The organism is Pseudomonas sp. DR48 (assembly GCF_019823085.1).
Classification (GTDB): domain Bacteria; phylum Pseudomonadota; class Gammaproteobacteria; order Pseudomonadales; family Pseudomonadaceae; genus Aquipseudomonas.
Genome location: NZ_CP081946.1, coordinates 6340327 through 6363426, shown reverse-complemented (window position 1 = coordinate 6363426; position 23100 = coordinate 6340327). Strand labels below are relative to the sequence as shown.

Genomic DNA, 23100 nt, shown 5'->3' with positions numbered 1-23100 from the left:
GCCTATTCGATTTCGGATGAAGGTTCGACCCTGTGGCTCGACATGGTGGTCATGCCTAAAAAAATCCCCGGGAGCCGACACTGGCTCCCGGGGATTTTTTGCATCAAGCGCGTTTCGGCAGTTTCCAGTTTGGCCGGATGAAGTGGCAGGTGTAGCCGTTGGGCAATCTTTCCAGGTAGTCCTGATGCTCCGGCTCTGCTTCCCAGAACGGGCCAGCGGGTACGATTTCAGTCACGACCCTGCCGGGCCACAGACCGGAGGCATCGACATCCGCTGCTGTGTCTTCGGCTATCGCTCGCTGGTCTTCATTCAAATAGAAAATTGCCGAGCGGTAGCTGAGGCCGATGTCGTTACCCTGACGATTGGCGGTCGACGGATCATGAATCTGGAAGAAAAACTCGAGGATTTGCCGATAGCTGGTGATGCTCGGGTCAAACACAATTTCGATCGCTTCGGCGTGAGTGCCATGGTTGCGGTAAGTGGCGTTGGGTACATCGCCACCGGAGTAACCGACTCGCGTCGACAGCACGCCGGGTTGTTTCCTCAGCAAATCCTGCATGCCCCAGAAGCAGCCTCCGGCCAGAAGTGCAGTTTCAGTGTGCGTGGTCATTGCTTACTCCTCAGTGTTCATTGATTTGATCAGGTTGTTGCGCAGCGTCACGATCGACTTCTGCAGTTGCGTGAACTCTTCTTGCGTCAGGCCCGTCGCGCCGGACAGCCCGGTTTCCGGCTGGTCTTCGCGCAACGCCTTGCCTTGTTTCGTCAGGTTGATTCGCACCTGACGTTCGTCTTCAGGATCGCGCTGGCGTTGCAGGAAACCCATCGCTTCGAGCTTTTTCAGGATCGGCGTGAGCGTGTTCGATTCAAGAAACAGCTTTTCGCCGAGACTTCCGACCGTCTGATTGTCCTGCTCCCACAGCGCGACGATGGTGATGTATTGCGTGTAGGTCAGACCCAGTCGTTCGAGGATAGGCTTGTACGCCTTGCCGAACGCGAGGTTGGTTGAATAGACCGCAAAGCACAGAAAATCGGAAAGTTTCAGGTCGGCGGGTACGGCGTCTTGTGTGGACTTCATGGGGGCCTCGTTCGTCGAAGACTGCTGTCGCGCAATCCTCAAATATACCTCGTGTGCGATGGTGTCGTAAGTGCTCTAAGTGGGTGTGTGATCAACGGGCAGGTGACGGGTTCGACACAGGATGCCGAACCCGTCGTGCGCTGCATCACGCCGTGAGAACCTTCAAGTCCACGTCGATGTTGCCCCGTGTTGCCTTCGAGTACGGGCAGATCTGGTCGGCGGTGTGCGCCAGCGTCTTTGCGATGTCGTCCGACGGGCCGGGTACGCGCAGGGTCAAACGAGCTTGAAGGAAATAGTCCTGACCGGTCTGGCCCACATCGACTTCGATGTCGACGGACATATCGGACGGCAGCACCACGTTCAGATCATTGGCTACCAGCCCGACGGCGGCGGTGTAGCAGGCCGACCAGGCGCCAGCGAACAGTTGCTCGGCAGCCGGGTGGGGCTGGGTGGCGGCGAACACGTGTACGGGCGTTGCGTTGCCGGGCGACGAGAGCGCGATGTCGAGGCGGCCATCGTGGCCGCGCGAGGTGTTGCCGGTGCTGCTGGCGGTGGTGTGGGTTTTGCCGGTGGCCAGTACTTTTTCGATCTTGCTCATGGGTGATTACCTGAATGCGTTATTTAGATTTTGTTATCGCATGCGTGTGTATCGCATGCGATATATATGGTGCTTCTAAAATTCAAAGGCTGCTTCAAGCCGTGAGAACGTTCAGCGCCACATCAATGTTTCCGCGGGTCGCCTTGGAGTACGGGCAGATCTGGTCGGCAGCGTGGGCGATTTCTGTTGCTACTGCGTGATCCAGACCCGGAGCGCGCAGTGTCAGGCGTGCTTGCAGGAAGTAAGCGTCGCCGGTCTGGCCCAGGTCGACTTCGATATCGACGGACAGGTCGGAGGGAAGCTCGACGTTGCGCTGCTTGGCTGCCAGGCCGACGGCGGCGATGTAGCAGGCCGACCATGCGCCGGCAAACAGTTGCTCGGCTTTCGGGTGCGGTTGGGTGCCTTTGAATTCATGGACTGGCTTGTCGCTGCCCGGCGATGTCAGCACGATATCGAGCGTGCCGTTATGGCCACGCGACGTGACGCCGGCGCTGCTCAGGGTGGTGTGGGTTTTGCCGGAGGCCAGGACTTTTTCGATCTTGCTCATGGGGTGAATCCTCAACGTTATGTTCGACTGAATTTGTTTGTCGTGTGCGTTTAGATCGCATCCGATGGAAATAATATTCACGCAGGCGCCAAACGAAGTCAAGAGGGCGTGGGCAGTCTTGTCGACGAATGGTCGAATGGCTGGGATCGGCTTCCGGTTTGGCGTCGGGGCAAAACGAAAAAGCCCGCACAAGGCGGGCTTTGGAATCGAGTAGGTGGCCAGCGCTGGTCTCTGGCTTACGAGATTTATCAGGCTTCTGACAGAACAGTCTTGTGCTGTCTTGCTTCACACGGCATAAGGGCTGGATCTCACCTCGGAGATCTTTCTAACCGTGTACCCTTAGGAGCGCGCCCCACGCTTCCTCGCTATCCTCTTGCGCATCAGTCTGCGTCTTCACCTACAAAATTCAGATTAGCAAAGCTTGCGAAACGCGCCTCTGGATTTTTAGACCGATTTCATCCTTGAGGTACGCCCACAGGATGGAAAAATGCTATCGATTACAACGCGGTGCAGACTGCCAGCTACACAGGCTGCACGCGACGTCCTCACCTTTTCATTACGCCTGCCAGTTTTTCCGGTGAGCAGGTGCGCCCATGGGTGAACTGGATGCAGCGCCATCGACGACGATTTCTGCGCCGACCACGTTTGAAGAATCGCTGGAGGCGAGGAACAGCGCGACCGAGGCGACTTCATCGGCTTCACCGATGCGACCCAGCGGAATGGTGGTGATCAGTTTTTCCTCCAGCGCGTCCATGCCAACCTTGACGGCGTGAGGGTTCCAAACCGGGGTGCGCGCCGCGCCAGGGGTAATCTGATTGACGCGAATACCCCGTGGCGCAAATTCGGCGGCCATCACGCGAGTCATGGCGCGAACCGCGGCTTTACTGGCCGCGTAGGCGCTGTAGCCCGGCCATCCGAGGATGGCATGCACCGACCCGTTCAAGATGATCGAGGCACCCGGATTGAGGTGCGGCTCGGTCGCTTGCACGGTGAAAAACGTGCCGGTGAGGTTGGTCTGGATAATGTTCTGGAAGGTCTCCAATGAGGTTCCGCCGACTGGGGTTTGCCCGGCAATGCCGGCATTGGCGAAAACAATATCCAGCTTGCCGAAGGCGGTGACCGCCTCGGAGACGGCGCGCTCGATCTCGCTCACATCCGTCAGGTCGGCCTTGATTGCCAACAGGTTTGGACCGAGTGCTTCCCTGGCTTCATCCAGGGTTTTTTGACTGCGACCGGTGATCGCCACTTTTGCGCCTTCGGCGATGAACAGTTTGGCGGTGGCCAAGCCCAGGCCGCTGTTACCGCCGGTGATGAATGCAGTTTTTCCAGCCAGTTTCATAGGGACTCTCCTACGGTTTTATCATGCAACCATTGATGACGAAGTGACTGTGTGTCGGGCACAGCCATGAGCTACCTGAGAACAGGTTCATGGTTTCATGATGAAACCAAGTGGTGTTATTTCTACCAGCGCCGGTTGTATTATGCAACCACCTACCGGACTGACGGATATGCGCCAGTACCGGCGGCCTTTTCTGCTGGAGGTTTATTGACGTGAAGCGCAAAAGTTTGCAGGGCAGTCCCTGTCCCGTCGCTCGATCCCTGGATCTCATTGGCGATTGGTGGTCGTTGCTGATCATCCGTGATGCGCTCTCGGGCACGAAGCGCTTCAGTGATTTCCAGAAAAACCTGGATGTCGCGAAAAACATTTTGAGCACCCGCCTCAAAAGCCTGGTGGCAGAGGGCGTGATGCGCATGGAACCGGCGGCTGACGGGAGTATTTACAAGGAGTACGTGCTGACCGAAAAGGGCAGGGCGTTGCAGACCGTGCTGATTGCGCTGTCGCAATGGGGCAACGAGTTTTTGTACGAACCCGGCGAATCGGGATCGGTCATGGTCGATGCAAAAGACCGCAAGCCACTTCAGAAACTGCAGTTGGTTTCGACGGACGGACGTCAGCTCAAGCCAGAAGATATCGTGACCAAATTGGGCGTACCGCACTGACCTGTGCACCCGGGGTTTGTATCTGAACGTATCCCCGGCACCGGTAGCCAACCTGGTATACAAATTCAGGCTTATTAGACACTTGCGCGATACACAGCGACCTCGTAATGCAGCTCTCGCCGGCCTTGCCGTGCATCCATTGGAGAGTCGAGATGTCCCGTATCAAACCCAGTAACAGCGCAAGCAAACTCGGCATCGCCCTGGCTGCCGTCGTAGCGCTCGGCGCATTCGCGAGTTTCTCTCAAGCCGAAGAGGTGAAGGTTCCCGCGCAAGCCGCGCCGGCAAAAAGCTGGCAGGCAGGGCTGCACCGCACGGATCTGTTGCGTCAGGACCTCGACGTCTCCGGGCGTGAAGTGATTCAGGTTCTGGTGGATTTCGATGCGGGTGTGGCATCCCCCAAACACTCTCATCCAGGGGTTGAAGTGGCCCACGTCATCTCGGGTACGTTCGAGTATCAGCTTGAAGGGCGGGCACCGGTTACGCTCAAGGCGGGCGATTCCTTGTACATCCCCGCCGGCACCGCGCACATTGCCAAGAACGTCGGTGACGGCAAAGCCTCGGAACTGGCGACTTACATCGTGACGAAAGACGTGCCGCTGGTGGTGCTGGAGCAGTAAGCGATGGACGCCCGATGCATTGCACCGGGCGTCATGCTTAAACCGCGCGTTTAGTGACTGGCTGTCGAATCTCCGGGCCATCCAGCCTGACGCAGGGCCTTGAGCAGTGTTTTCTCATCCAGGCCCGGTACGGCGTGACCGTTGCCTTCCGTCGTTTCAGAGGCCAGCAGGGCGTTGATGATGGCTTCTTCGACAGCTTCGGTGGCGGCCAGGAACAACTCGCTGATGTGGTCGTTGTTGACCATGCGCAGGTTGTCGCAGGTTGGTGCCCCTTTGCCTTCATAGGCCGCTGGCGGCACGTGCTGGTTACCGGTGGCGAAGGCAATGAAAATGTCGCCGCTGTGGTCTTCGTTGCCGCCGCCGGTGCGGGCAAGGCCCAGGCTGGCGCGCTGTGCCAGGCGCGTGCATTGATGTGGCAACAACGGCGCATCGGTGGCCAGGCAAACGACGATCGAGCCCATCCCCGGATGAGGCAACGATGCCCTGAGAAACGGCGAGTCGGCCTTTTCCATGTACCGCCCGACGGGATAGCCGTCGACGCGCAATTCGTTGCGAATACCATGATTGGCCTGGACGATAGCGCCGACGGTCCAGCCGCCCTGTGCCTTGCTCAATTGCCGCGAGGAGGTGCCGATGCCGCCCTTGAATTCGTGGCAGATCATCCCGCTGCCGCCGCCCACGGCACCTTCCGTTACCGCGCCGCCCACTGCGTTGCGTTGCGCTTGGGCGACGTGTTCGGGCTTCACATGAAAACCGTTGATGTCGCTGAGCAGGCCGTCGTAAGTCTCCAGCACCACCGGCATGTTCCAGTAAAGTCGGCCGTCGTCGGGTTGGGTTTCGCGATCCAGCGCAATCAGCGCATCACGCACCACGCCCAGGCTGTGGGTGTTGGTGAAGGCAATCGGGCTGGTCAGTAGCCCTGCTTCGCGAATCCACTCAAGACCGGTGGCGTCGCCATTGCCGTTGAGCACATGGACGCCGGCAAAACACGGTTGCTGATTGGTCGACCCGGCACGCGGTTCGATCAGGGTGACACCGGTGAAGATGTCCCGGCCGCTGGCGGTGCGTCCGCGCACATCGCTGTGGCCGACGCGCACGCCGGGCACATCAGTGATGGCATTGAGGGGGCCGGGTTGTAGTTGGCCGAACTGGATGTTCAAGTCGCGGGCACGTGGTTTCATCGTTTCTCTCATGTTCATTGAATAATTAATTCACAAGGGACAGGGTCGGTTGCGTTTTACTGGCCGTTCTTCACTTTGCTCCAGACCCGCGTGCGCACCCGTTCGGTGGCTGGCGGCAGGGGCTGGAGGGTGAACAACGTGGCCAGGGCTTCGGCGGACGGGTAGACGGCCGGGTTGTTGCGAGTCGCTTCGGCCACCAGCGGCGTCGCGCTGCGGTTACCGTTGGGGTAGGACAGGTAATCGCTGACTGGGGCAATGACTTCGGGGCGCATCAGGTAGTCGATGAAAGCCAGGCCTTTTTCCGGATGCGGTGCGTCCTTGAGCAACACCAGCGTATCGAACCAGACCGGCGCACCTTCCTTGGGCAGGCTGTAGGCGATTTTCACGCCGTTGTTGGCCTGCTCGGCGTTCTTCTTGGCTTCCAGCATTGCACCCGACCAACCCACGGCCACGCAAATGTTGCCGTTCGCCAGGTCGCTGATGAACTTGGACGAATTGAAGTAGGCGATGTGCGGACGCAGCTTGAGCAGCAGCGCTTCGGCTTTCTTGTAGTCTTCGGGGTTGGTGCTGTTGGGCGGCAGGCCCAGGTAGTGCAGGGCGACCGGCAGCATTTCGGAGGGCGAGTCGAGCATCGCTACGCCGCACTGGCCGAGCTTGGCCAGGTTCTCTTCTTTGAACACCAGGTCCCAGGAATCCACCGGAGCCTTGTCACCCAGTGCGGCGCGGACCTTGTCGATGTTGTAGCCGATGCCGTTGGTGCCCCACAGGTATGGAACGGCGTACAGGTTGCCCGGATCGTTATTGGCCAGTTTCGCCAACAAATCGGTATCCATGTTCTTGAAATCCGGCATCTGCGCACGAGGCAGTGGCGCCAGGGCGCCGGCCTTGATCAGGGTCGGCAGGCTGAAGTTGCTCGCCACCACCACGTCGTATCCACTGCGGCTGGTCAGCAATTTGCCTTCCAGCACTTCGGCGCTGTCGAAGGTGTCGTAAACCGGTTCGATGCCGGTGTCGCGCTTGAAGTCGTGCAGGGTGTTGGGGCCGATGTAGTCATACCAGTTGTAGACATGAACGGTCAGGCCGTCCGTGGCAAAGGCCGACAGCGAAACACACAAAAGGGCGCTCAGTCCGAGATTGATCTGTTGACGGGGACGACTCATGATGCGGCACTCCTGGCCTGCTGCAGGCCGGTAATGATCAGGTGCTTGCAGCGTATCGGCAGGCGCAATACACACCCATTCCCATCATGGGTTACTCGAAAGGGGTAGTGCGTGGACGCGTTGTTGAAAGAGTTGCCGGTGCATCAGGGGCTGGCGCGGGTGTTTGGTGCGTTGGGGCAGGACGGTTTCTGGCGCGCGCTGGTCGACACGCTGCGGCTGTTGGTGCCGATGGACAACGCCCTGGTGGCGCTGATGCATTCGGGGCGAGTGCCACGGTTGTTGATCGACTTCGACTCAAAAGGCAGCGCCACCGAGCAGGAAGAACTGGCGGACTACAGCGCCGGCATGTACCTGCTCGATCCTTTTTACCAAGCGGTGTGTGCCGGAATTGTCGACGGTTTGCACAGTCTGGATTCGGTGGCCGCCGACCAGTTCCTGCAAAGCGAGTACTACTTGAGCTATTTCCGCTCGGTGGTGGGCAGTGACGAATTGCAATTGATGGTCAACGTCGACGGCGCCGTGCTCGGTCTGTCAATGGGTCGCTCAACGCGATTTACCCTCGAGGAGCAGGGCCGCTTGCTGTGCGTGCGTGACTGGGTGCTGGCGGCGATGCGCCGTCATCTGCAATTGATGCCACCGCAAGGCGTGGCCGCTGAGCCTGTGGCCGGGGACTTGGCCGCGTTGCTGGATCGCTTTGACGCGCGATTGTCCGTGCGAGAAATCGAAACCGCGCGACTGATTCTCCAAGGCTTTTCCAGCAAAGCCATCGCCCAGCAAATGGGCATTTCACCGGAAACGGTGAAGGTGCATCGGCGTAATCTGTATCACAAGCTCAATGTGAATGGTCACGGCGAGTTGTTTGCGCTGGTGCTGCAGCCGCGCTGATCACTTGATCTCTGTGGCAGCACTCAGGCCCCCAGCTTGAACACCAACGCCTTCAACCCGCATTCAATATCAGCGTCCGGAAACTCCGGCGGATTCTCCAGCCGTTGCTCGAAACGCAAGCTCGGCGCTTCTCGCTCGACACCCTCGATCAGGAAGTCGGCACCGAACGCCGGGTCATTCATGCACGCCAGCACAGTGCCTTCGGGACTGAGCAATTCCGGCAGTCGGCGCAGCACACGCTGGTAATCCTTGGTCAGCAGGAAACTGCCTTTCTGGAAGGAAGGCGGATCGATGATCACCAGATCGTATGGGCCCTTGCCAATCACCTTGCCCCAGGACTTGAACAGATCGTGGCCGAGAAACGTCACCTTGCTCATGTCGTGGCCATTGAGCCGATGGTTGTCGCGGCCACGGTTCAGGGCCGGGCTGGACATGTCCAGATTGACCACGTGTTCGGCGCCACCCTCGATGGCCGCCACCGAAAAACCGCAGGTGTAGGCGAACAGATTCAACACCCGTTTGCCCTCGGCATTGGCTCGCACCCAATCACGGCCATAGCGCATATCGAGGAACAACCCGGTGTTCTGCTTGCGGCCCAGGTCGACGCGATAGCGCAGGCCACCTTCGGTGATGGTCATTTCCTCGATTGCGTCCCCCAGCAACCATTCGGTGGTGCTTTGCAGCAGGTAGCGGTGTTGCAGCAGCAAGGTTTGCGCGCCGGATTGTTTCCATTGCGGCGTCTGGGTGATGTCCATCAGCACGCGTTTCAAGGCGTCCAGCTGAGTCGCCTCAGGTTCCTTGAACAGCGACACCAGCACCACGCCCTGCAACCAATCGACGGTCAATTGCTCCAGCCCCGGCCAGCATCGGCCACGGCCGTGGAACAGCCGGCGGGTTTCCGCGGGAGCCGATGCCAGCGCTGTCAGCAAATGGTTGTGCAAAGTGGAGAGGGCATCTGAGTTCATCGGGCAGCGTCGGCAATTTTAGGGGGCGGCATTTTAACCACAATTGCGGCGCGAGCACCGCAAGTCGGGGATCGAGAGTTATCACGTTTAATTTAACTTTACGTGAGGATTTGGCGAACAGTCGGCTCGCATAATCGGCTCCAACCAATAACAACAGCCACCGGGAGCCCGACATGTCGAAGTTAACTGCTTCACCCACGGTCAGCACGCATCCTCGCTGGCTGCGACTGACCCACTGGCTGAACGCGCTGGCGGTGCTGGTTATGGTCACCAGTGGCTGGCGCATCTACGACGCCTCCCCGCTTTACGATTTCAGTTTTCCCAAGGCCATCACGCTGGGCGGCTGGCTGGGGGGCGCCTTGCAATGGCATTTCGCAGCGATGTGGTTGCTGGCCATCAACGGCCTTGTCTATCTGGTTATCAACATCACCAGCGGCCGTCTGTCACGGCGCTTTCTTCCGGTTTCACCCAAAGGAATTTTGCATGACCTGTGGGCAGCCTTGCGCGGCCGGCTGGGTCATGCCGATCTGAGTCATTACAACCAGGTGCAACGTGTGGCGTACCTGTTCGTGATGGTCGACATCACGCTGCTGGTGGTGTCCGGGCTGGTGTTGTGGAAGTCCGTGCAGTTCCCGTTGTTGCGTGAACTGCTGGGCGGGTATGACACCGCGCGGCATGTGCATTTCATCGCGATGTCGCTGCTGGTGGCTTTCGTCGCTGTGCATCTGGTGATGGTCGCGGTGGTGCCAAAGACGTTATGGGCCATGATTTTTGGTCATAAGGAGCCAGTATGAAAAAGCGCATCGAAGGCTCAGGACTGGACGAGTCCTCGATCCTGTCCGAGGCCCGTAAAATCATTGCTCCGCAGATCGAAGACCGCTCACGTCGCTCGTTCCTGCTTCGCGGCCTGACCCTCGGTGGCGTGGCCCTGTTGTCCGGCTGCAACCTCACCGACAACGAAAGTGTCGAGACCGCGCTGTCTTCCATGTCCCGGTTCAATGATCGGGTGCAGGGCTGGTTGTTCAACCCCAACGCGCTGGCGCCAACCTATCCCGAGTCGATGATCACCCGGCCGTTTCCCTTCAATGCCTTTTACAGCGTCGATGAAGCGCCGACCGTGGAGGAGGAGAGTTTTCGGCTGGAGGTCACCGGCCTGGTTGCGGACAAACGCAGCTGGCGCCTCGAAGAGCTGCGGGCCATGCCCCAGACCGACCAGATCACCCGGCACATCTGCGTCGAAGGCTGGAGCGCGATCGGGCGCTGGGGCGGCGTGCGCTTCAGTGACTTCCTGAAACGGGTCGGTGCCGATACGGACGCCAAATATGTCGGCTTCAAGTGCGCTGACGATTACTACACCAGTATCGACATGGCCACGGCGCTGCATTCGCAAACCCTGCTGACACTGACCTATGACGGCGCGGTGCTGCCGCGCCAGTACGGCTTCCCGATGAAGCTGCGCATGCCCACCAAGCTGGGCTACAAAAATCCCAAACACATTCAGGCCATTTTCGTCACCAACACCTATCCGGGTGGCTACTGGGAAGACCAGGGCTACAACTGGTTCGGCGGTAGCTGACGGCTCTGGTCATTTCATCGCGCAGTTCGTGCTGCGCTCAATCGCAACCTGTAATTCTGGAGCCTCATCATGAAAAAGCTAACCACCGTTGTCCTCTCCATGTGCCTCGCCGTCGGCGCCGCCAGCGTTTTTGCCGCCGAGGCCACAACCACTAACGGCATGAGCAACGACAGCATGAGCAAGGACGCCATGTCCAAAGATGCCATGCAGAAAAACACCATGAAAAAGGACACCATGTCCAAGGACGCCATGTCCAAGGACACAATGAAAAAAGACACCATGTCCAAGGACGCCATGAGCAAGGACACGATGAAAAAGGATGCGATGTCCAAGGACACCATGAAAAAAGAAGCCCCCTCGTACTGAGCCGAATACCGTCCCTGAGGGCCGAAACAGGGCATTAAGGCGCCGAAGCAGACTGCAAGGCGCCTCATTTTGTCGCAGTCCTGTATCAAAAATGAATTTCCGTCGAGTCCGCTGCTCATACCTGTAGGTAGCGGATTTGAGACCGCGAAATCATTTGTGCAATCAGGGAGTGACGAAGTCATGTGTCCAGTATCGATGGCGGGCGAGCACCTTCCAGAAAGGTTGATTCTGGTGGTCGAGGATGACCCGTTGATCCTGGAGTTTCTCTGCGAAATTCTTCAGGAGGAAGGTTTCAAGGTTGAACCGCAAACCAGCGCAGACGCTGCTTCACTGTATCTGGAGGAGCATGCCGACGGCGTCTCTCTGCTACTGACCGATATCACCATGCCAGGGAAAATCAACGGTGCGGCACTGGCCAATCTGTGCGGTGATCGCTGGCCGCAGACGCCGATCATGATCATGTCCGGTTTCGAAACCCCCGAAACCTCCGGGGTGAAGCACGCGGTCACGTTCATCAAGAAACCTTGGGCGATCGGGCAATTGCTGGATTGCGTAGACGTGGCCTTGAAGTCCAAAACGGTCAGCTGATACGTCGCTGTCTCTTTGCAAGTGCTACATTGCTCGGCGAACCCGTCCTGGCTCTTGCGAGAGGAAGCTCATCCTTGTCTGCCCACGATTGCATTTTGAATACGCCGTATCGTGCGTTTCTGTTTGATATGGACGGCACCGTCCTCAACTCCATCGCCGCCGCCGAGCGGATCTGGACAACCTGGGCCTTGCGCCACGGGGTGGATGTCGATTCTTTCCTGCCGACTATTCACGGCGCCCGGGCCATCGACACCATCAATCGTCTGGCCTTGCCGGCAGTGGATGCCGAAGCCGAAGCCAACTGGATAACCGAAGCGGAAATCGAGGATGTCGAGGGGATTGTCGAGGTGTCCGGCGCAGCAAACTTCCTGAACGGCTTGCCAGCGAATCAATGGGCGATCGTCACCTCGGCGCCGAGAGCGCTGGCCTTGCGCCGAATGGCCGCTGCGGGGATTCCCGAGCCTGAGGTGATGGTCACCGCCGAAGATGTCAGCGCCGGCAAACCGGATCCTTCTGGCTATCGATTGGCTGCTGGACGGCTAGGTTTTCAGGTCAACGATTGTCTGATCTTCGAAGACGCCGCCGTGGGCATTCTGGCGGCGGAAGCTGCCGGGGCAGACCTTGTGATCATCACCGCGACACATGACCATCCGATCCAGACGCGGCATGCGACGTTGGCCGGTTATGACCGGGTGACCGCGCAAGTAGATCCCGACGGGAAACTCTGCCTGATACAACTCTAAATGTGGGGTCGGGAGTTTCAATAAATTCCGGGGATCAACCGCCAGCTTCGCGCGCAATAAGCCTCGTATTCACTGCCGAACTGCGCCCTTAGCAGCGCCTCTTCCGAGTGAATGCGGGCAATCAGCGGAATCACCGTCAACGCCGCCAGCAGCAGTCCAACAGCCGAGCGAAAACCCAGGGCCCAGCCCACGCCGATCACCATCATTCCCAGGTAACTGGGGTTGCGCAAGCGCCGGTAAATGCCGTCGGTGACCAGACGGTGCCCCGGTTGAATCGCCACCAGCCCGCTAAAACGCTTGCCCAGCACAAACACCGGCCACATCCGTAGCGCGCCGCCGACGATAAACAGTAATGCCCCCAGCCAGCGCACACCCTCGCCACCGAAGGTCCAGAAGCCGATCCGGTCGGTATAGGCCGGCAGGTAGCCACTCAACAATCCGATCACTCCGAACGCCGGCAGCACCCAGCGATTGGCCCGGTCTTCGCGTTCGCCGGAACTCAGATTGACTTCGGTGAACAGCGAGGCGATGGCCATCACCAAGGTTGCGAGGGCAATGACCACCAGCGGCGCGTGCGCGAAAAACGCCGCAAATCCGCCCAGCCCCCAGATCGCGAGACCGAGGTAGGCGAGGGTGGAGACGATGGCGAAAAACGCCAGTTTGGGCGAGATTTTCATGGGCATCCTTCCGGGTTGCACCGACTTTTTCAGTGTAGAAGCTCAGGCTGATTCGTCGGCGCAGCCTGCTCACCAAACATCATGCCGTCATCCGCGACCTGGCGTTGCGCCGAATCACCTGCGGCGGCTGACCAAACGCGCGCAGGAAGGCTTCGCGCATGCGGCGACGGTCAGTGAACCCGGATTCGGTGGCAATTTGATCGAGGGTCAGGCGCCCGTGTTCGAGCAGTTGTCGTGCCGATTCCAGGCGCAGGTTTTCGATGGCCTTGGCCGGCGACTGCCCGGTTTCGGCGCGAAAGGTCCGGCTAAATTGCCGAGGACTCAGTCGCGCGACTTCCGCCAGTTGCTCCACCGATAACGGTGACGCCAAGTGTTCACGGGCATAGCCGAGGACGGTCTGGATACGGTCGGATTTGGGCGCCAGTTCCAGCAACGCCGAATGCTGCGATTGGCCACCGCCACGGCGCTGGTACATCACCAGTTTTTGCGCGACGGAGCGGGCCAGTTCGGCACCGTGGTCCTTTTCGACCATTGCCAGCGCGAGATCGATGCCGGCGGTCATGCCCGCCGAGGTCCAGAAGGCACCGTCGACCACGTAAATGCGATCCTCTTCGACCTTGATCGAGGGAAACCGCGCTTGCAGTTCCCGCGCGTAGGCCCAGTGCGTGGTGGCGCGTCGTCCATCGAGCAGCCCGGCCTGGGCCAGCACGAATGCCCCCGAACAAATCGAGGCGGTACGCCGTGCGGTTTTCACGCTGGCGCGCAAGTAGGCCAGCACGCCTTCGGGGGCCTGTTCGAGGATGCTGTCGCCACCGACCACGATTACCGTGTCGAACACCCGCTCATCGAACGCCTGGGTCCCGACGCTCAAACCGCCGGAAGCGCGCAACGTGCGGCCGTCCTCAGAAATCACGCTTACGTCATACAGCGCTTCGCCGGCGCTGAAGTTGGCGTACTCGAACACGGGCATGGCGGCCAGCGCCATGGACTGAAAACCCTCGAAAACCACGAACGCCACGGATGTCATCGATGATGCCCTCAAACGGTCATGTCCGAAAAACGTACTTTAAACGTCATTTGAGACGCGCGTAAGTCAATTTATAACAGTTCACACCCGGCGACCTTATCGCCTCACTGTGAAGGAAATTGAACATGGCGCTCTCATCCAAAGGCACTGCATTGATTACTGGCGCTTCTTCGGGCATCGGCGCGGTCTATGCCGACCGGCTCGCTCGCCAGGGTTACGACCTGATTCTGGTGGCTCGCAGCCAGGCGAAGCTCAACGCGCTGGCCAACCACCTGAGCAACGAAACCGGCCGCGCCATCGAAGTGGTCGCCGCCGACCTCAAGCAAAAGGCCGACCTGCTTAAGGTCGAAAGCATCCTGCGCAACGACGCGAGCATCACATTGCTGGTCAACAATGCCGGCGTTGGCGGCGTCATGCCGTTGCTCGGCAGCCCGGTGGACGATATGGAAGACATGGTTGCGCTCAATGTCACCGCGCTCATGCGTTTATCTTATGCCGTGGTCCCTGGATTTGTTGCACGCGGCACCGGCACCGTGATCAACATCGCCTCGATCGTCGCGATCGCCCCGGAAATCCTCAACGGTGTTTATGGTGGGACCAAGGCCTTTGTCTTGGGATTGAGCCAGTCAATGCACCGCGAACTGGCCGACAAGGGCGTTCACGTTCAGGCCGTGCTGCCCGGCGCTACCGCCACCGACTTCTGGAGCGAAGCCGGCAACCCGGTGGAAAACCTGCCGCAAGAGATCGTCATGTCCGCCGAGGATATGGTCGACGCCGCATTGCTGGGGCTGGCGAGAGGGGAAGTAGTGACGATCCCGAGTTTGCACGAGGGTGACAAGTGGGATACCTATGAAAGCCAACGCCAAGTGCTGTCCGGGTCGTTTGGCCACTCGTCGGTGGCGCCGCGCTATCGGTAGAAGGTAACCTTGGGGGCAAGGTGAACTAAGCTTGAATAAGGACCATTCACACCGACGTGTCGAAAATACCGGCAGGTCGGTGTTGCCCTAGGGAGCGCAAAATGCTGCACATCAGAACGCCGTTGATTCTGCACCCGGGCTTGTCGACGCCGGCCCGACGTATCTGGCTCAAACTGGAAAACCTGCAACCCAGTGGCTCATTCAAATTGCGCGGCATGGGCCTGTTGTGCAGTCAGGCCAAGGCGCAGGGGAAACGCAAAGTCGTTTGTCCGTCCGGTGGCAACGCCGGTTTTGCCACCGCCATGGCGGCCGCGGCCCTCGGGTTGCAAGCCTGCATCGTGGTGCCGCACACCACGCCTGAAACCACCCGCGCACGGATCAGCAAAACCGGGGCCGAGGTGATCGTTCATGGCAAGGTCTGGGACGAGGCCAATCAGCGGGCGAAAGAACTCTCGCAAGAATCGGATACTCAATACGTACCGGCGTTCGACCATCCGGTGTTGTGGGAAGGGCACAGCACGCTGATCGACGAGGTCCTTGAGGATTGTCCTCAAGTCGATGCGATCGTGACGTCGGTGGGGGGCGGCGGTTTGCTGTCGGGCATCCTGACCGGGTTGATTCGGCACAACCGCAAGGACTGTCGGATCATCGCCTGCGAAACCCTGGGAGCGGCGTCTTTTGCGGCTGCCATGGAGGCTGGCCATCCGGTCAGATTGCCGCGAATCGATACCGTCGCCACTTCGCTTGGCGCAGCACAAGTGGCTGCCTGGCCCGTGCAGCACATCCGCGAGTTTCCCTACGAGTGCGTGGTGCTCGGAGATGATGAGGCGATCATGGGCGTGGTGCGTTACGCCAGCGACCTGCGTCAACTGGTCGAGCCGGCATGCGGTGTTTCATTGGCTGTCGCGTACCTTGACCATCCGGCGATTGCCCAGGCCCATGACGTGGTGATTGTGGTGTGTGGCGGGGTCAGCATCAGCGCACAGCTGGTCGCTGGCTGGGCGCGTTCATTGCCGCGTTGAAATCAGGCAGGGCTGCAAACGATCCAGGTGTCGCTAGCCCCACCGCAACATTTCAATCCTTACTGACCCGCTGTGCTTTCCTGAATCAAGATGGCTCTGGCCAACTCTTCGTCGCTGGCTTTGAGGCCTGGGTTGTCCTGGCGGATCTTGTTCAACACCGATTCCAGATACACCCCGCGAATCGTACCGCCACTGGCCACGAAGCTGGAGGCATCATCACGGGCGGGAATCGCCAGTTTGTGATCCTTGAACGTCGAGTAAAGCGACGCAGAAACCCCTGCTGAGGTGGCGACATCGCCCGCATCCACTTTGGCGAAGGCCGAACCGAAGGGTAAGCACAACATGAACGACGAAACGATAATCAGACGGCGCATGGCAAAGTCCTCTGAAGCGTGAAGCAAAAAAGAAGTACCTCATAATTTTGGATGCATGGGCGTTGTCAGGAGTTCCCTGGCGAAGCGTTATCCGTTCGAAAGCGTCAGCTTGAAGATTCAGCCTTTCGCCGCGCAAACGATGATTTCCACCAATAGCCGTGGATCCGCCAGTTTCGCCTCACCACAGGCGCGAGCCGGCGCGTGCCCCGTCGGGATCCAGGCATCCCACACGGCGTTCATCGCTTCGAAATCCGCCATGTCAGCCAGCCAGATAGTGGCCTGCAGCATCTGCTCTCTGGAGGAACCGGCTTCTTCGAGCAAGACATCGATGCGCGCAAGCGCATCACGCGTCTGGTCGGCGACGTCATGATGAGGTTCGCCGACTTGCCCGGCCAGGTACACGGTTTTGCCGTGGATAACGATCTGGCTCATGCGCTGGTTGGTGTGTTTACGCTCGATGATTTGCATCAGTTGTTCTCCTTTGAAATGGAATCGCTCAGAAGCGTTGCACTGAAAAACTGTCCAGCCAGGAGGGCGCTTTACCGGCAATGCAGTCGGCGACCAACTGCCCGGTGGCTCCCGCCAGTGTCAGGCCCAGGTGCTGGTGCCCGAAGGCGTAGATCATTCGCGGCTCGTTAGGCGATGGACCGATGACGGGCAGCGAATCGGGCAACGAAGGGCGGAAGCCGAGCCATCGACGGGCGACCGGTTCGGTCAGGCCCATGACGCGCCGCACATGTCGCTCCAGATAGTCGAAGCGCTTTGGATTGGCCGGGTCGTTGATCGAACCGAGTTCCACCGTGCCCGCCACGCGCAGACGGCCGGCCATGGGCGTCATGTAGAACGCGCTTTCCACCGGGCAGCAGGGGCGATTGAGCAGCGTGTCTTGCAGATCAAATTCGATGTGATAGCCGCGTTCGGTATCCAGTGGGATGTGATCCCCGACCTGACGTGCCAGCGCCGCAGACCATGCGCCACCACACAGCACCACCCGGTCCGCGCGCCAGATCTTGCCTTCGGCGCTGCTCAGGTGCAGGCCGTCGGCTTGGCGTTGCACGCCGGTGATCGTTGCCTGATGCAACACACCTTCGGCAACCAGTGGTGCGGCCAACGCTTCGATGAAGGCTCGCGGATCGTCCATATGCGACGACTCGGGGAACAGAATGCCGGCCACTGATTTGCCTGCGAGGGCCGGCTCCAGCTGTTCGACATCGGCAGCGCTCAGCACCTGTTGCGCAATCCCCAGCGAACGGCGCAACTGGATAGCGGCCTGGGCGCCGGCGAAACCTTGCTCCGTGCCATAGGCATAGAGGCAACCGTTGTGGCGCAGATGCTGATCGGCCTGCGGGCAGTCAGCCAACAATGGTGCATAGCCGTCGTAGGTGCGCTGGAGGATTTTTGTCAGCGCCAGGGTGTTCGCTTCACAGCGCGAAGCACGGCATTCATTGAGAAAACGCAACAGCCAGGGCATCAGTCGGGGTAGGCGCGCCCAGTTGATGACGAAGGGCGATTCCTGCGAGAACAGCAGCGATGGAATTGCCTTGAGCAAAGACGGCTGCGCAATCGGCATCACACCGTAAGGTGCCAGGGTGCCGGCATTGCCGTAGGACGCTCCGCTGGCAATCGCATCGCGCTCCAGCAACACCACCTGATAACCCTGGCGGCGCAGCCAGAGTGCGGTGGCAACCCCGACAACGCCTGCGCCGATGACGGCGATTTCGCAATGAACTGGCTGTGTCATGTTCCTCAGATCCGGTTGTGCATGTAGAGATGACCCTGGCGCGCCAATTGACTGATGACGTTCAAGGCATTGATCAGCGAGTCCCGTGACAGGGCCGCCGAGATGTTGATTCGCACCGCTTGCGGCGAGAGTTCCGGACGCAAGGTGAAGGCGCCGCCAGCCAGCAACACGACGCCGCGGTCGTGGCACAGTCGGGCAAAACGCGAGCCGGTCCAGGGTTCCGGCAACACCAGCCAGGCGTGTGTGCCGGTGGCGCTGTGCTGAAATTCGAGGCCTTCAAGGTGAGTGGCCAGCAACGCCTGGCGGATGCGCAGTTCTTCGCGCTGTTCCGAGACCAACTGATCGGCGTGACCGTCCTCGATCAACCGGGTGGCGATCAGGGCGGTCAGCGGCGAAGTGCTCCAGCAGTCGATGCGTTGCATGGCGGCAATGTCTTGCACCAGCGGTTGCGGCGCCATGACAAAGCCCATGCGCAACCCCGGCGCGATGCATTTGGACAGGGCGGAAATGTAGATCGTGCGTTCCGGCATCAACGCCGCCAAAGGCGGCGGCGATTGGTCCAGCAGCGGCCGATAGACGTCGTCTTCAATGACCAGCAGGTTGGTTTCGCGGATCACCGCGGCCAGTTCTTTACGGCGCTCGGTGTCCAGGGTGATGGCGGTAGGGTTGTGAATCGACGGCACCAGAAACAGCAATCGTGGCTGATGTTCGGCGCACGCCAGGCGCAACGCTTCGGGCGACATGCCGCGAGCGTCAGCGTCGACCCCGACCAGGATCAGGCCCAGCGAGCGGCACAAGGCGTTGATGCCTTGATAGGTCACGCTGTCGGCCAACACGGTATCGCCACTGTTGGTCAGGCTGCGCAGCGTACTGGCGATGCCATGCTGGGCGCCTTCGACGATCAGCATTTGCGAGGCCTGGGCCTCGACGCCCGTGTGCCGTAACCACTGGGCCGCGGCTTCACGCGCCCAAAGCGGACCTTCGGACGGGTGATAGTCCTTCATGTCGCCGAAACGCGGATCGCTCGACAGTCGCGGCAGCAGTTGCGCCAGGACCCGATTGAACCCGTCGGTGGCGGGGCGGTTGACGCTCAGGTCGACGGTGCCCGGGTCATTGCTCGGCGCCGACTGGAATTGTGCGGCGGGATGACGTGGCTGCGCGACTTGCGTGCCACGACCGGGACGGCTTTCTACCAGGCCTTTCTGCTGCAACACCGCCATGGCTTTGGTCACCGTGGTGATGTTCACCCCCAGTGCACTGGCGAACTCGCGATGGGGCGGAAGACGCTCCCCCGGTTTGAGCTTGCCGTTGCCGATCGCTTCAGCCAGTGAATCGGCCAATTGCGCGTAAAGGGTCTCGGCCTTGTCGCGCTGCAACGCGGCGCTGGCTTTCAGTTCGTCCAGCAAATGTTCGAATTGACTCATGGTGCTGTTCCCTGCTTGTCATGCTTGTAGCAAGACAATAAGCAAATTTGTATTGCTTTTTATCCGATACAAAGCCCATTGACAAGCTAAAAATCCGTGATTAGTGTGTGAGTTGTAATGCTTGTCATGCAACACAATAAGAAAATGGCTGCCATGCTCAGCCCAACGGGTACGCACATGACTATCAAAACGTTCCAGCCGGGTTCGTCCCGGCACCACCGACTCTTCAGGCTGTCAGCGGGCGGCACAGAGTATCCGGTGTGTTGTCCCCCTCGCGCAAAGTCTTCGATGAAATTATCCGGTCAATCGACCCCAGACCCTGAAGCGGAGGTCATCCAGTGAACAAGGCCCAGCCAACCGATACAAAACCCGGCCAGCAGCGCCTCAGCGGGGCCTTGCGTCAGCGTCATATCACCATGATTTCCCTCGGCGGGATCATCGGTGCAGGCCTGTTTGTCGGCAGCAGCGCAACGATTCAGGCCATTGGCCCAGCGGCTTTTCTCAGTTATCTCGCTGCCGGCATCGTGGTGATGCTGGTCATGCGCATGCTCGGCGAAATGGCCGTGGCATTGCCCGGCGTCGGCTCCTTTACCGAATACGCCCGCATCGGCCTGGGCAATTGGGTCGGCTTCACCAGCGGCTGGTTGTACTGGTACTTCTGGGTGATCGTGGTGGCGGTGGAAGCGGTGGTCGGCGCCAATATCCTCCAGCAATGGATACCGCTGCCGGCGTGGATGATCGGTCTGAGCCTGTTGGCGATCATGACCGCCATCAATTGCCTGTCCGTGAAGTCCTACGGCGAGTTCGAATACTGGTTCGCTTCGTTGAAGGTCTTCGCGATCATCGTCTTCATCTTCGTGGTCGGCGCCTACCTCTTTGGTTTCGCCCCGAGCACCAGCGACCTGCTGGGCAATCTGGTGAATGACCGCGGCTTCATGCCTTACGGCGTCAGCGCGATTCTGGCGGGTGTGCCAACGGTTATCTTTGCGGTTGGCGGTGCAGAGATTGCGACCATCGCCGCCGCCGAGTCCGACGATCCATCGAAGAACGTGGCCAACATGACCCGTTCGGTGATCTTCCGGGTCATCACCTTTTATGTCGGCTCAATCTTCCTGATTGTCTGCGTGGTGCCGTGGGGGCAAATCGTTGCCGGTCACTCTCCATTTGTGGCGGCGCTTGAAGTCATGCGCATTCCCGGCGCGGCGATGATCATGCAAGCGGTGGTGCTGGTGGCTGTGCTCTCGGCGCTGAACTCCGGCTTGTACGTGTCTTCGCGAATTCTGTTCGGCCTCAGTCAGCGCGGCGATGCGCCAGCGAAACTGTCGGTCCTGACCGGGCGCAAAGTGCCCCGGGCGGCCGTGCTGCTGAGCAGCGTGATCGGCTACATCGCAATCATGGCGGCGATCATTTCTCCGGAAGGCGTGTTCCTGTTCCTGGTCAATGCTTCCGGTGCGGTGATGCTGTTCGTGTACCTCGCGGTGGCGCTGGCGCAGATCAAGGTTCGCCGCCAGGTAGAAGCCACGGCGCCGGCTCGGCTGACCCTCAAAATGTGGCTGTTTCCGTGGCTGTCCTATGCTGTGGTGGCAGTGATTGCGGGTGTTTTGGTCGCCATGGCGTTCCAGGAATCCTTGCGTACGCAGTTCCTTGCCAGCCTCGTCAGTCTCGGCGTGGTTTCCGCCGCTTACGTGGTGCTCAAGCGCCGTCGTCAGCAGGCCGGCAAGCCCCATGTCAGCGCCATCGACATTCTCGCGGGGTTGCCGACACGGTCTTGAAACGCAGGGATATCGAGCCACGGAAGGCTGTTGAGTAGTAAGGCTTGCACCGGTCAAAACAATTATTTGCCCATAGGTGATCTATGTCCGACTTCAAGTTTGATTCCCAAGGTTTCTCCCGACGCGGCCTGCTCAAGGCCACTGGCTACGGCACATTGGCGGCATTGGTCGGGAGTGCGATGGGCCCGATGTCCTTCGCCTTCGCGGCCGGCCAACCGATCAAGACCGTGCGCCCCGGCTATCTGACCGCCGCTTGCCTGGGCGACATGCCTTTGGGTGCGTTGCGTGAAGGTGTTCCGGTCGGCACCGATCTGGAATTGCTCAAGATCATTGCCGACCGCCTCGAGCTCAAGCTCGATGTGCTGACGATGGGGTTCCCGGCAGTGGTCGAGGCCGTGAGATCAGGACGCGCCGACTGGTTCGGTGGCAACTTCGCCTGGAACCCGATGCGCTCCAAGATCCTGCTGTTGACCGACCCGGTGTTCTACACCGGTGCCTACGTGATCATGCGCGACAGCGAACCGTTCGACACCGCCATCACCGTGAACGACGTGAAGGGCCGCACCATCGGCGCCATCACCGGCTATTTCACCATCCCGGACATGAAGAAAATCGAGGGGGTGAAGGAGGTCAAGCTCTACGACAACACCGACTCCTGCCTACGCGACGTGCGCGCCGGACGCCTGGATTTTGCGGTGCTGGATGCCCCGACCATCGACTACATGATCCTTCAGGATCCAAGCCTCAAGCTCAAACAGATCCCCATGTCCTACGATGAAAAATTCCCCAGCCTGACCGCCAAGTTCGAGGCGATCTGGGGCGTTCATCCGCAGAATCAGGATTTGTTCGATGGCATCAATCAGGGCCTGCGTTGGCTGAAAGCGACGGATCAGATCCGCCCGATCCTCGCCAAGTACGGGATCAAGAACCCTGACTACCTTGTGCCTCCGGCCAAGGACCCGCGCATCGGCGTCGACCGTGACGAGAAGGGCAACCTGATCGGGCCATTCGAACACCCGCCGCGTGATTTCAGCCAGGCCTTTGCCTGAGTCGAGGATATAGCTCATGGCTGAATCAACCCCACTGGTGCGCATCGAGGGACTCTACAAGTCCTTCGGCAACCTGGACGTGCTCAAAGGTATCGACCTCAGCGTGCAGCAAGGTCAGAAGATCTCGCTGATCGGCCCCAGCGGGTCGGGCAAGACCACATTGCTGCGGTGCGTCAATTACCTGGAAGAGCCGACCAAAGGCGACATTTACATCGATAACGAACTGATCGGCCAGCGACTGGTGGGCACCCGCAAAGTGCCCATGAGCGACAAGGAGCTGGCGCGCATGCGCACCGAAATCGGCATGGTGTTCCAGCGCTTCAACCTGTTTCCACACCTGTCGGTGCTGGAAAACATCATCCTCGGCCCGCTCAAGGTGCAACAGCGCAGCCGCGCCGAAGCCGTTGAACTGGCCGAGGACCTGCTGAACAAGGTGGGCATGTTCGCCAAGCGCGACGTGTTTCCGGAACAGCTTTCGGGCGGACAACAGCAACGCATCGCCATCGCCCGGGCATTGGCGATGCGGCCCAAGTTGATGTTGTTCGACGAAGCCACCTCGGCGCTCGACCCGGAGCTGGTGGGTGAAGTGCTGGGGGTCATGCGCAAGCTGGCGGAGGAGGGCATGACGATGATTATCGTGACCCACGAAATGCACTTCGCTGAAAGCGTCTCCGATCAAGTGATCTTCATGGCCGACGGCAACATCGTCGAACAGGGACCGCCCCGGCAGATCTTTCGCGAGAGCCAGATCGAACGCACCCGCTCCTTCATTCGTGCCGTGCAGGAGCATTGATC

General features: G+C 59.7%; 27 protein-coding genes. 13 read left to right on the top strand and 14 right to left on the bottom strand.

The features are described from left to right. Positions 1-103: 103 nt before the first annotated feature. The 5 genes from msrA to K5K95_RS28685 form a co-directional block, all read right to left on the bottom strand. The gene (msrA, locus tag K5K95_RS28705) at positions 104-610 is read right to left on the bottom strand and encodes a peptide-methionine (S)-S-oxide reductase MsrA (RefSeq protein WP_222587219.1); all 507 of its coding nucleotides are present in this window, start codon (positions 608-610) and stop codon (positions 104-106) included. Positions 611-613: 3 nt separating this feature from the next. Further along, positions 614-1075, bottom strand: a complete 462-nt coding sequence (locus K5K95_RS28700) for a MarR family winged helix-turn-helix transcriptional regulator (RefSeq protein WP_222587218.1) — start codon at positions 1073-1075, stop codon at positions 614-616. A gap of 145 nt (positions 1076-1220) precedes the next feature. Continuing rightward, positions 1221-1673, bottom strand: a complete 453-nt coding sequence (locus K5K95_RS28695) for an Ohr family peroxiredoxin (RefSeq protein WP_222587217.1) — start codon at positions 1671-1673, stop codon at positions 1221-1223. 94 nt (positions 1674-1767) lie between these two features. Then, positions 1768-2220: an Ohr family peroxiredoxin gene (locus tag K5K95_RS28690; RefSeq protein ID WP_222587216.1), complete on the bottom strand. Its 453-nt coding sequence runs from the start codon at positions 2218-2220 to the stop codon at positions 1768-1770. Between the two features lie 556 nt (positions 2221-2776). Beyond that, entirely contained in the window at positions 2777-3559 is a 783-nt protein-coding gene (locus K5K95_RS28685) for an SDR family NAD(P)-dependent oxidoreductase (protein ID WP_222587215.1), read from the bottom strand. A gap of 212 nt (positions 3560-3771) precedes the next feature. On the opposite strand from K5K95_RS28685, the gene K5K95_RS28680 reads away from it, so the two are divergent. Then, the gene (locus K5K95_RS28680) at positions 3772-4221 is read left to right on the top strand and encodes a winged helix-turn-helix transcriptional regulator (protein ID WP_222587214.1); all 450 of its coding nucleotides are present in this window, start codon (positions 3772-3774) and stop codon (positions 4219-4221) included. 152 nt (positions 4222-4373) lie between these two features. Then, complete coding sequence (locus K5K95_RS28675) at positions 4374-4838, top strand: cupin domain-containing protein (RefSeq protein ID WP_222587213.1); 465 nt, start codon at positions 4374-4376, stop codon at positions 4836-4838. Positions 4839-4888: 50 nt separating this feature from the next. Here the strand turns inward: K5K95_RS28675 and K5K95_RS28670 are convergent, their stop codons facing one another. Beyond that, the gene (locus K5K95_RS28670; protein ID WP_222587212.1) at positions 4889-6019 is read right to left on the bottom strand and encodes a P1 family peptidase; all 1131 of its coding nucleotides are present in this window, start codon (positions 6017-6019) and stop codon (positions 4889-4891) included. Positions 6020-6075: 56 nt separating this feature from the next. After that, positions 6076-7179 (bottom strand): polyamine ABC transporter substrate-binding protein, encoded by a 1104-nt coding sequence (locus K5K95_RS28665; RefSeq protein WP_222587211.1) that lies wholly within the window; start codon positions 7177-7179, stop codon positions 6076-6078. Between the two features lie 111 nt (positions 7180-7290). Here K5K95_RS28665 and K5K95_RS28660 point away from each other — a divergent pair, with 111 nt between their 5' ends. Continuing rightward, positions 7291-8064, top strand: coding sequence for a helix-turn-helix transcriptional regulator (locus K5K95_RS28660; RefSeq protein WP_222587210.1), 774 nt, complete (start codon positions 7291-7293; stop codon positions 8062-8064). Between the two features lie 23 nt (positions 8065-8087). Here K5K95_RS28660 and K5K95_RS28655 read toward each other — a convergent pair whose 3' ends face one another. Then, positions 8088-9029, bottom strand: coding sequence for a class I SAM-dependent methyltransferase (locus K5K95_RS28655; protein WP_222587209.1), 942 nt, complete (start codon positions 9027-9029; stop codon positions 8088-8090). A gap of 173 nt (positions 9030-9202) precedes the next feature. Here K5K95_RS28655 and K5K95_RS28650 point away from each other — a divergent pair, with 173 nt between their 5' ends. The 5 genes from K5K95_RS28650 to K5K95_RS28630 all read left to right on the top strand — a co-directional run bounded on the left by K5K95_RS28650 (position 9203) and on the right by K5K95_RS28630 (position 12302). Beyond that, positions 9203-9823 carry a cytochrome b/b6 domain-containing protein gene (locus K5K95_RS28650; protein WP_222587208.1) on the top strand — a complete coding sequence of 207 codons (621 nt, stop codon included), beginning with the start codon at positions 9203-9205 and terminating at the stop codon, positions 9821-9823. Continuing rightward, positions 9820-10605, top strand: a complete 786-nt coding sequence (locus tag K5K95_RS28645) for a molybdopterin-dependent oxidoreductase (protein WP_222587207.1) — start codon at positions 9820-9822, stop codon at positions 10603-10605. Before K5K95_RS28650 ends, K5K95_RS28645 begins: the two co-directional genes overlap by 4 nt. A 69-nt stretch (positions 10606-10674) precedes the next feature. Then, the gene (locus K5K95_RS28640; protein ID WP_222587206.1) at positions 10675-10971 is read left to right on the top strand and encodes a pentapeptide MXKDX repeat protein; all 297 of its coding nucleotides are present in this window, start codon (positions 10675-10677) and stop codon (positions 10969-10971) included. 180 nt (positions 10972-11151) lie between these two features. Further along, complete coding sequence (locus K5K95_RS28635) at positions 11152-11559, top strand: response regulator (RefSeq protein ID WP_222587205.1); 408 nt, start codon at positions 11152-11154, stop codon at positions 11557-11559. Between the two features lie 128 nt (positions 11560-11687). Then, positions 11688-12302 carry an HAD-IA family hydrolase gene (locus tag K5K95_RS28630; RefSeq protein WP_409999743.1) on the top strand — a complete coding sequence of 205 codons (615 nt, stop codon included), beginning with the start codon at positions 11688-11690 and terminating at the stop codon, positions 12300-12302. A 17-nt stretch (positions 12303-12319) separates the two neighbouring features. On the opposite strand, the gene K5K95_RS28625 is transcribed toward K5K95_RS28630, so the two are convergent. Both K5K95_RS28625 and K5K95_RS28620 read right to left on the bottom strand, forming a co-directional pair. Next, positions 12320-12979, bottom strand: a complete 660-nt coding sequence (locus K5K95_RS28625; protein WP_222587203.1) for a methyltransferase family protein — start codon at positions 12977-12979, stop codon at positions 12320-12322. Positions 12980-13058: 79 nt separating this feature from the next. Continuing rightward, entirely contained in the window at positions 13059-14006 is a 948-nt protein-coding gene (locus tag K5K95_RS28620) for a GlxA family transcriptional regulator (RefSeq protein WP_222587202.1), read from the bottom strand. A gap of 125 nt (positions 14007-14131) precedes the next feature. Here K5K95_RS28620 and K5K95_RS28615 point away from each other — a divergent pair, with 125 nt between their 5' ends. Together K5K95_RS28615 and K5K95_RS28610 are read left to right on the top strand one after the other, a co-directional pair. Then, the gene (locus tag K5K95_RS28615) at positions 14132-14923 is read left to right on the top strand and encodes an SDR family NAD(P)-dependent oxidoreductase (protein ID WP_222587201.1); all 792 of its coding nucleotides are present in this window, start codon (positions 14132-14134) and stop codon (positions 14921-14923) included. Positions 14924-15024: 101 nt separating this feature from the next. Continuing rightward, a complete protein-coding gene (locus K5K95_RS28610; protein ID WP_222587200.1) occupies positions 15025-15945 on the top strand; it encodes a pyridoxal-phosphate dependent enzyme in 921 nt (306 codons plus the stop codon). Between the two features lie 59 nt (positions 15946-16004). Here K5K95_RS28610 and K5K95_RS28605 read toward each other — a convergent pair whose 3' ends face one another. From K5K95_RS28605 to K5K95_RS28590, 4 genes are all read right to left on the bottom strand, one after another. Continuing rightward, on the bottom strand, positions 16005-16319 hold the full coding sequence (locus tag K5K95_RS28605) for a DUF2388 domain-containing protein (RefSeq protein WP_222587199.1): 315 nt from the start codon (positions 16317-16319) through the stop codon (positions 16005-16007). 117 nt (positions 16320-16436) lie between these two features. Continuing rightward, complete coding sequence (locus tag K5K95_RS28600; RefSeq protein WP_222587198.1) at positions 16437-16787, bottom strand: RidA family protein; 351 nt, start codon at positions 16785-16787, stop codon at positions 16437-16439. A 28-nt stretch (positions 16788-16815) separates the two neighbouring features. Next, entirely contained in the window at positions 16816-18060 is a 1245-nt protein-coding gene (locus K5K95_RS28595) for an NAD(P)/FAD-dependent oxidoreductase (protein ID WP_222587197.1), read from the bottom strand. A gap of 5 nt (positions 18061-18065) precedes the next feature. Next, positions 18066-19484 (bottom strand): PLP-dependent aminotransferase family protein, encoded by a 1419-nt coding sequence (locus tag K5K95_RS28590; RefSeq protein WP_222587196.1) that lies wholly within the window; start codon positions 19482-19484, stop codon positions 18066-18068. A gap of 338 nt (positions 19485-19822) precedes the next feature. Between K5K95_RS28590 and K5K95_RS28585 the strand changes: the two genes are divergently transcribed. The 3 genes from K5K95_RS28585 to K5K95_RS28575 all read left to right on the top strand — a co-directional run bounded on the left by K5K95_RS28585 (position 19823) and on the right by K5K95_RS28575 (position 23098). Further along, positions 19823-21256: an amino acid permease gene (locus K5K95_RS28585; RefSeq protein ID WP_222587195.1), complete on the top strand. Its 1434-nt coding sequence runs from the start codon at positions 19823-19825 to the stop codon at positions 21254-21256. Between the two features lie 83 nt (positions 21257-21339). Beyond that, complete coding sequence (locus tag K5K95_RS28580) at positions 21340-22305, top strand: transporter substrate-binding domain-containing protein (protein ID WP_222587194.1); 966 nt, start codon at positions 21340-21342, stop codon at positions 22303-22305. Between the two features lie 16 nt (positions 22306-22321). Beyond that, entirely contained in the window at positions 22322-23098 is a 777-nt protein-coding gene (locus K5K95_RS28575; RefSeq protein WP_222587193.1) for an amino acid ABC transporter ATP-binding protein, read from the top strand. Positions 23099-23100 lie beyond the last annotated feature (2 nt).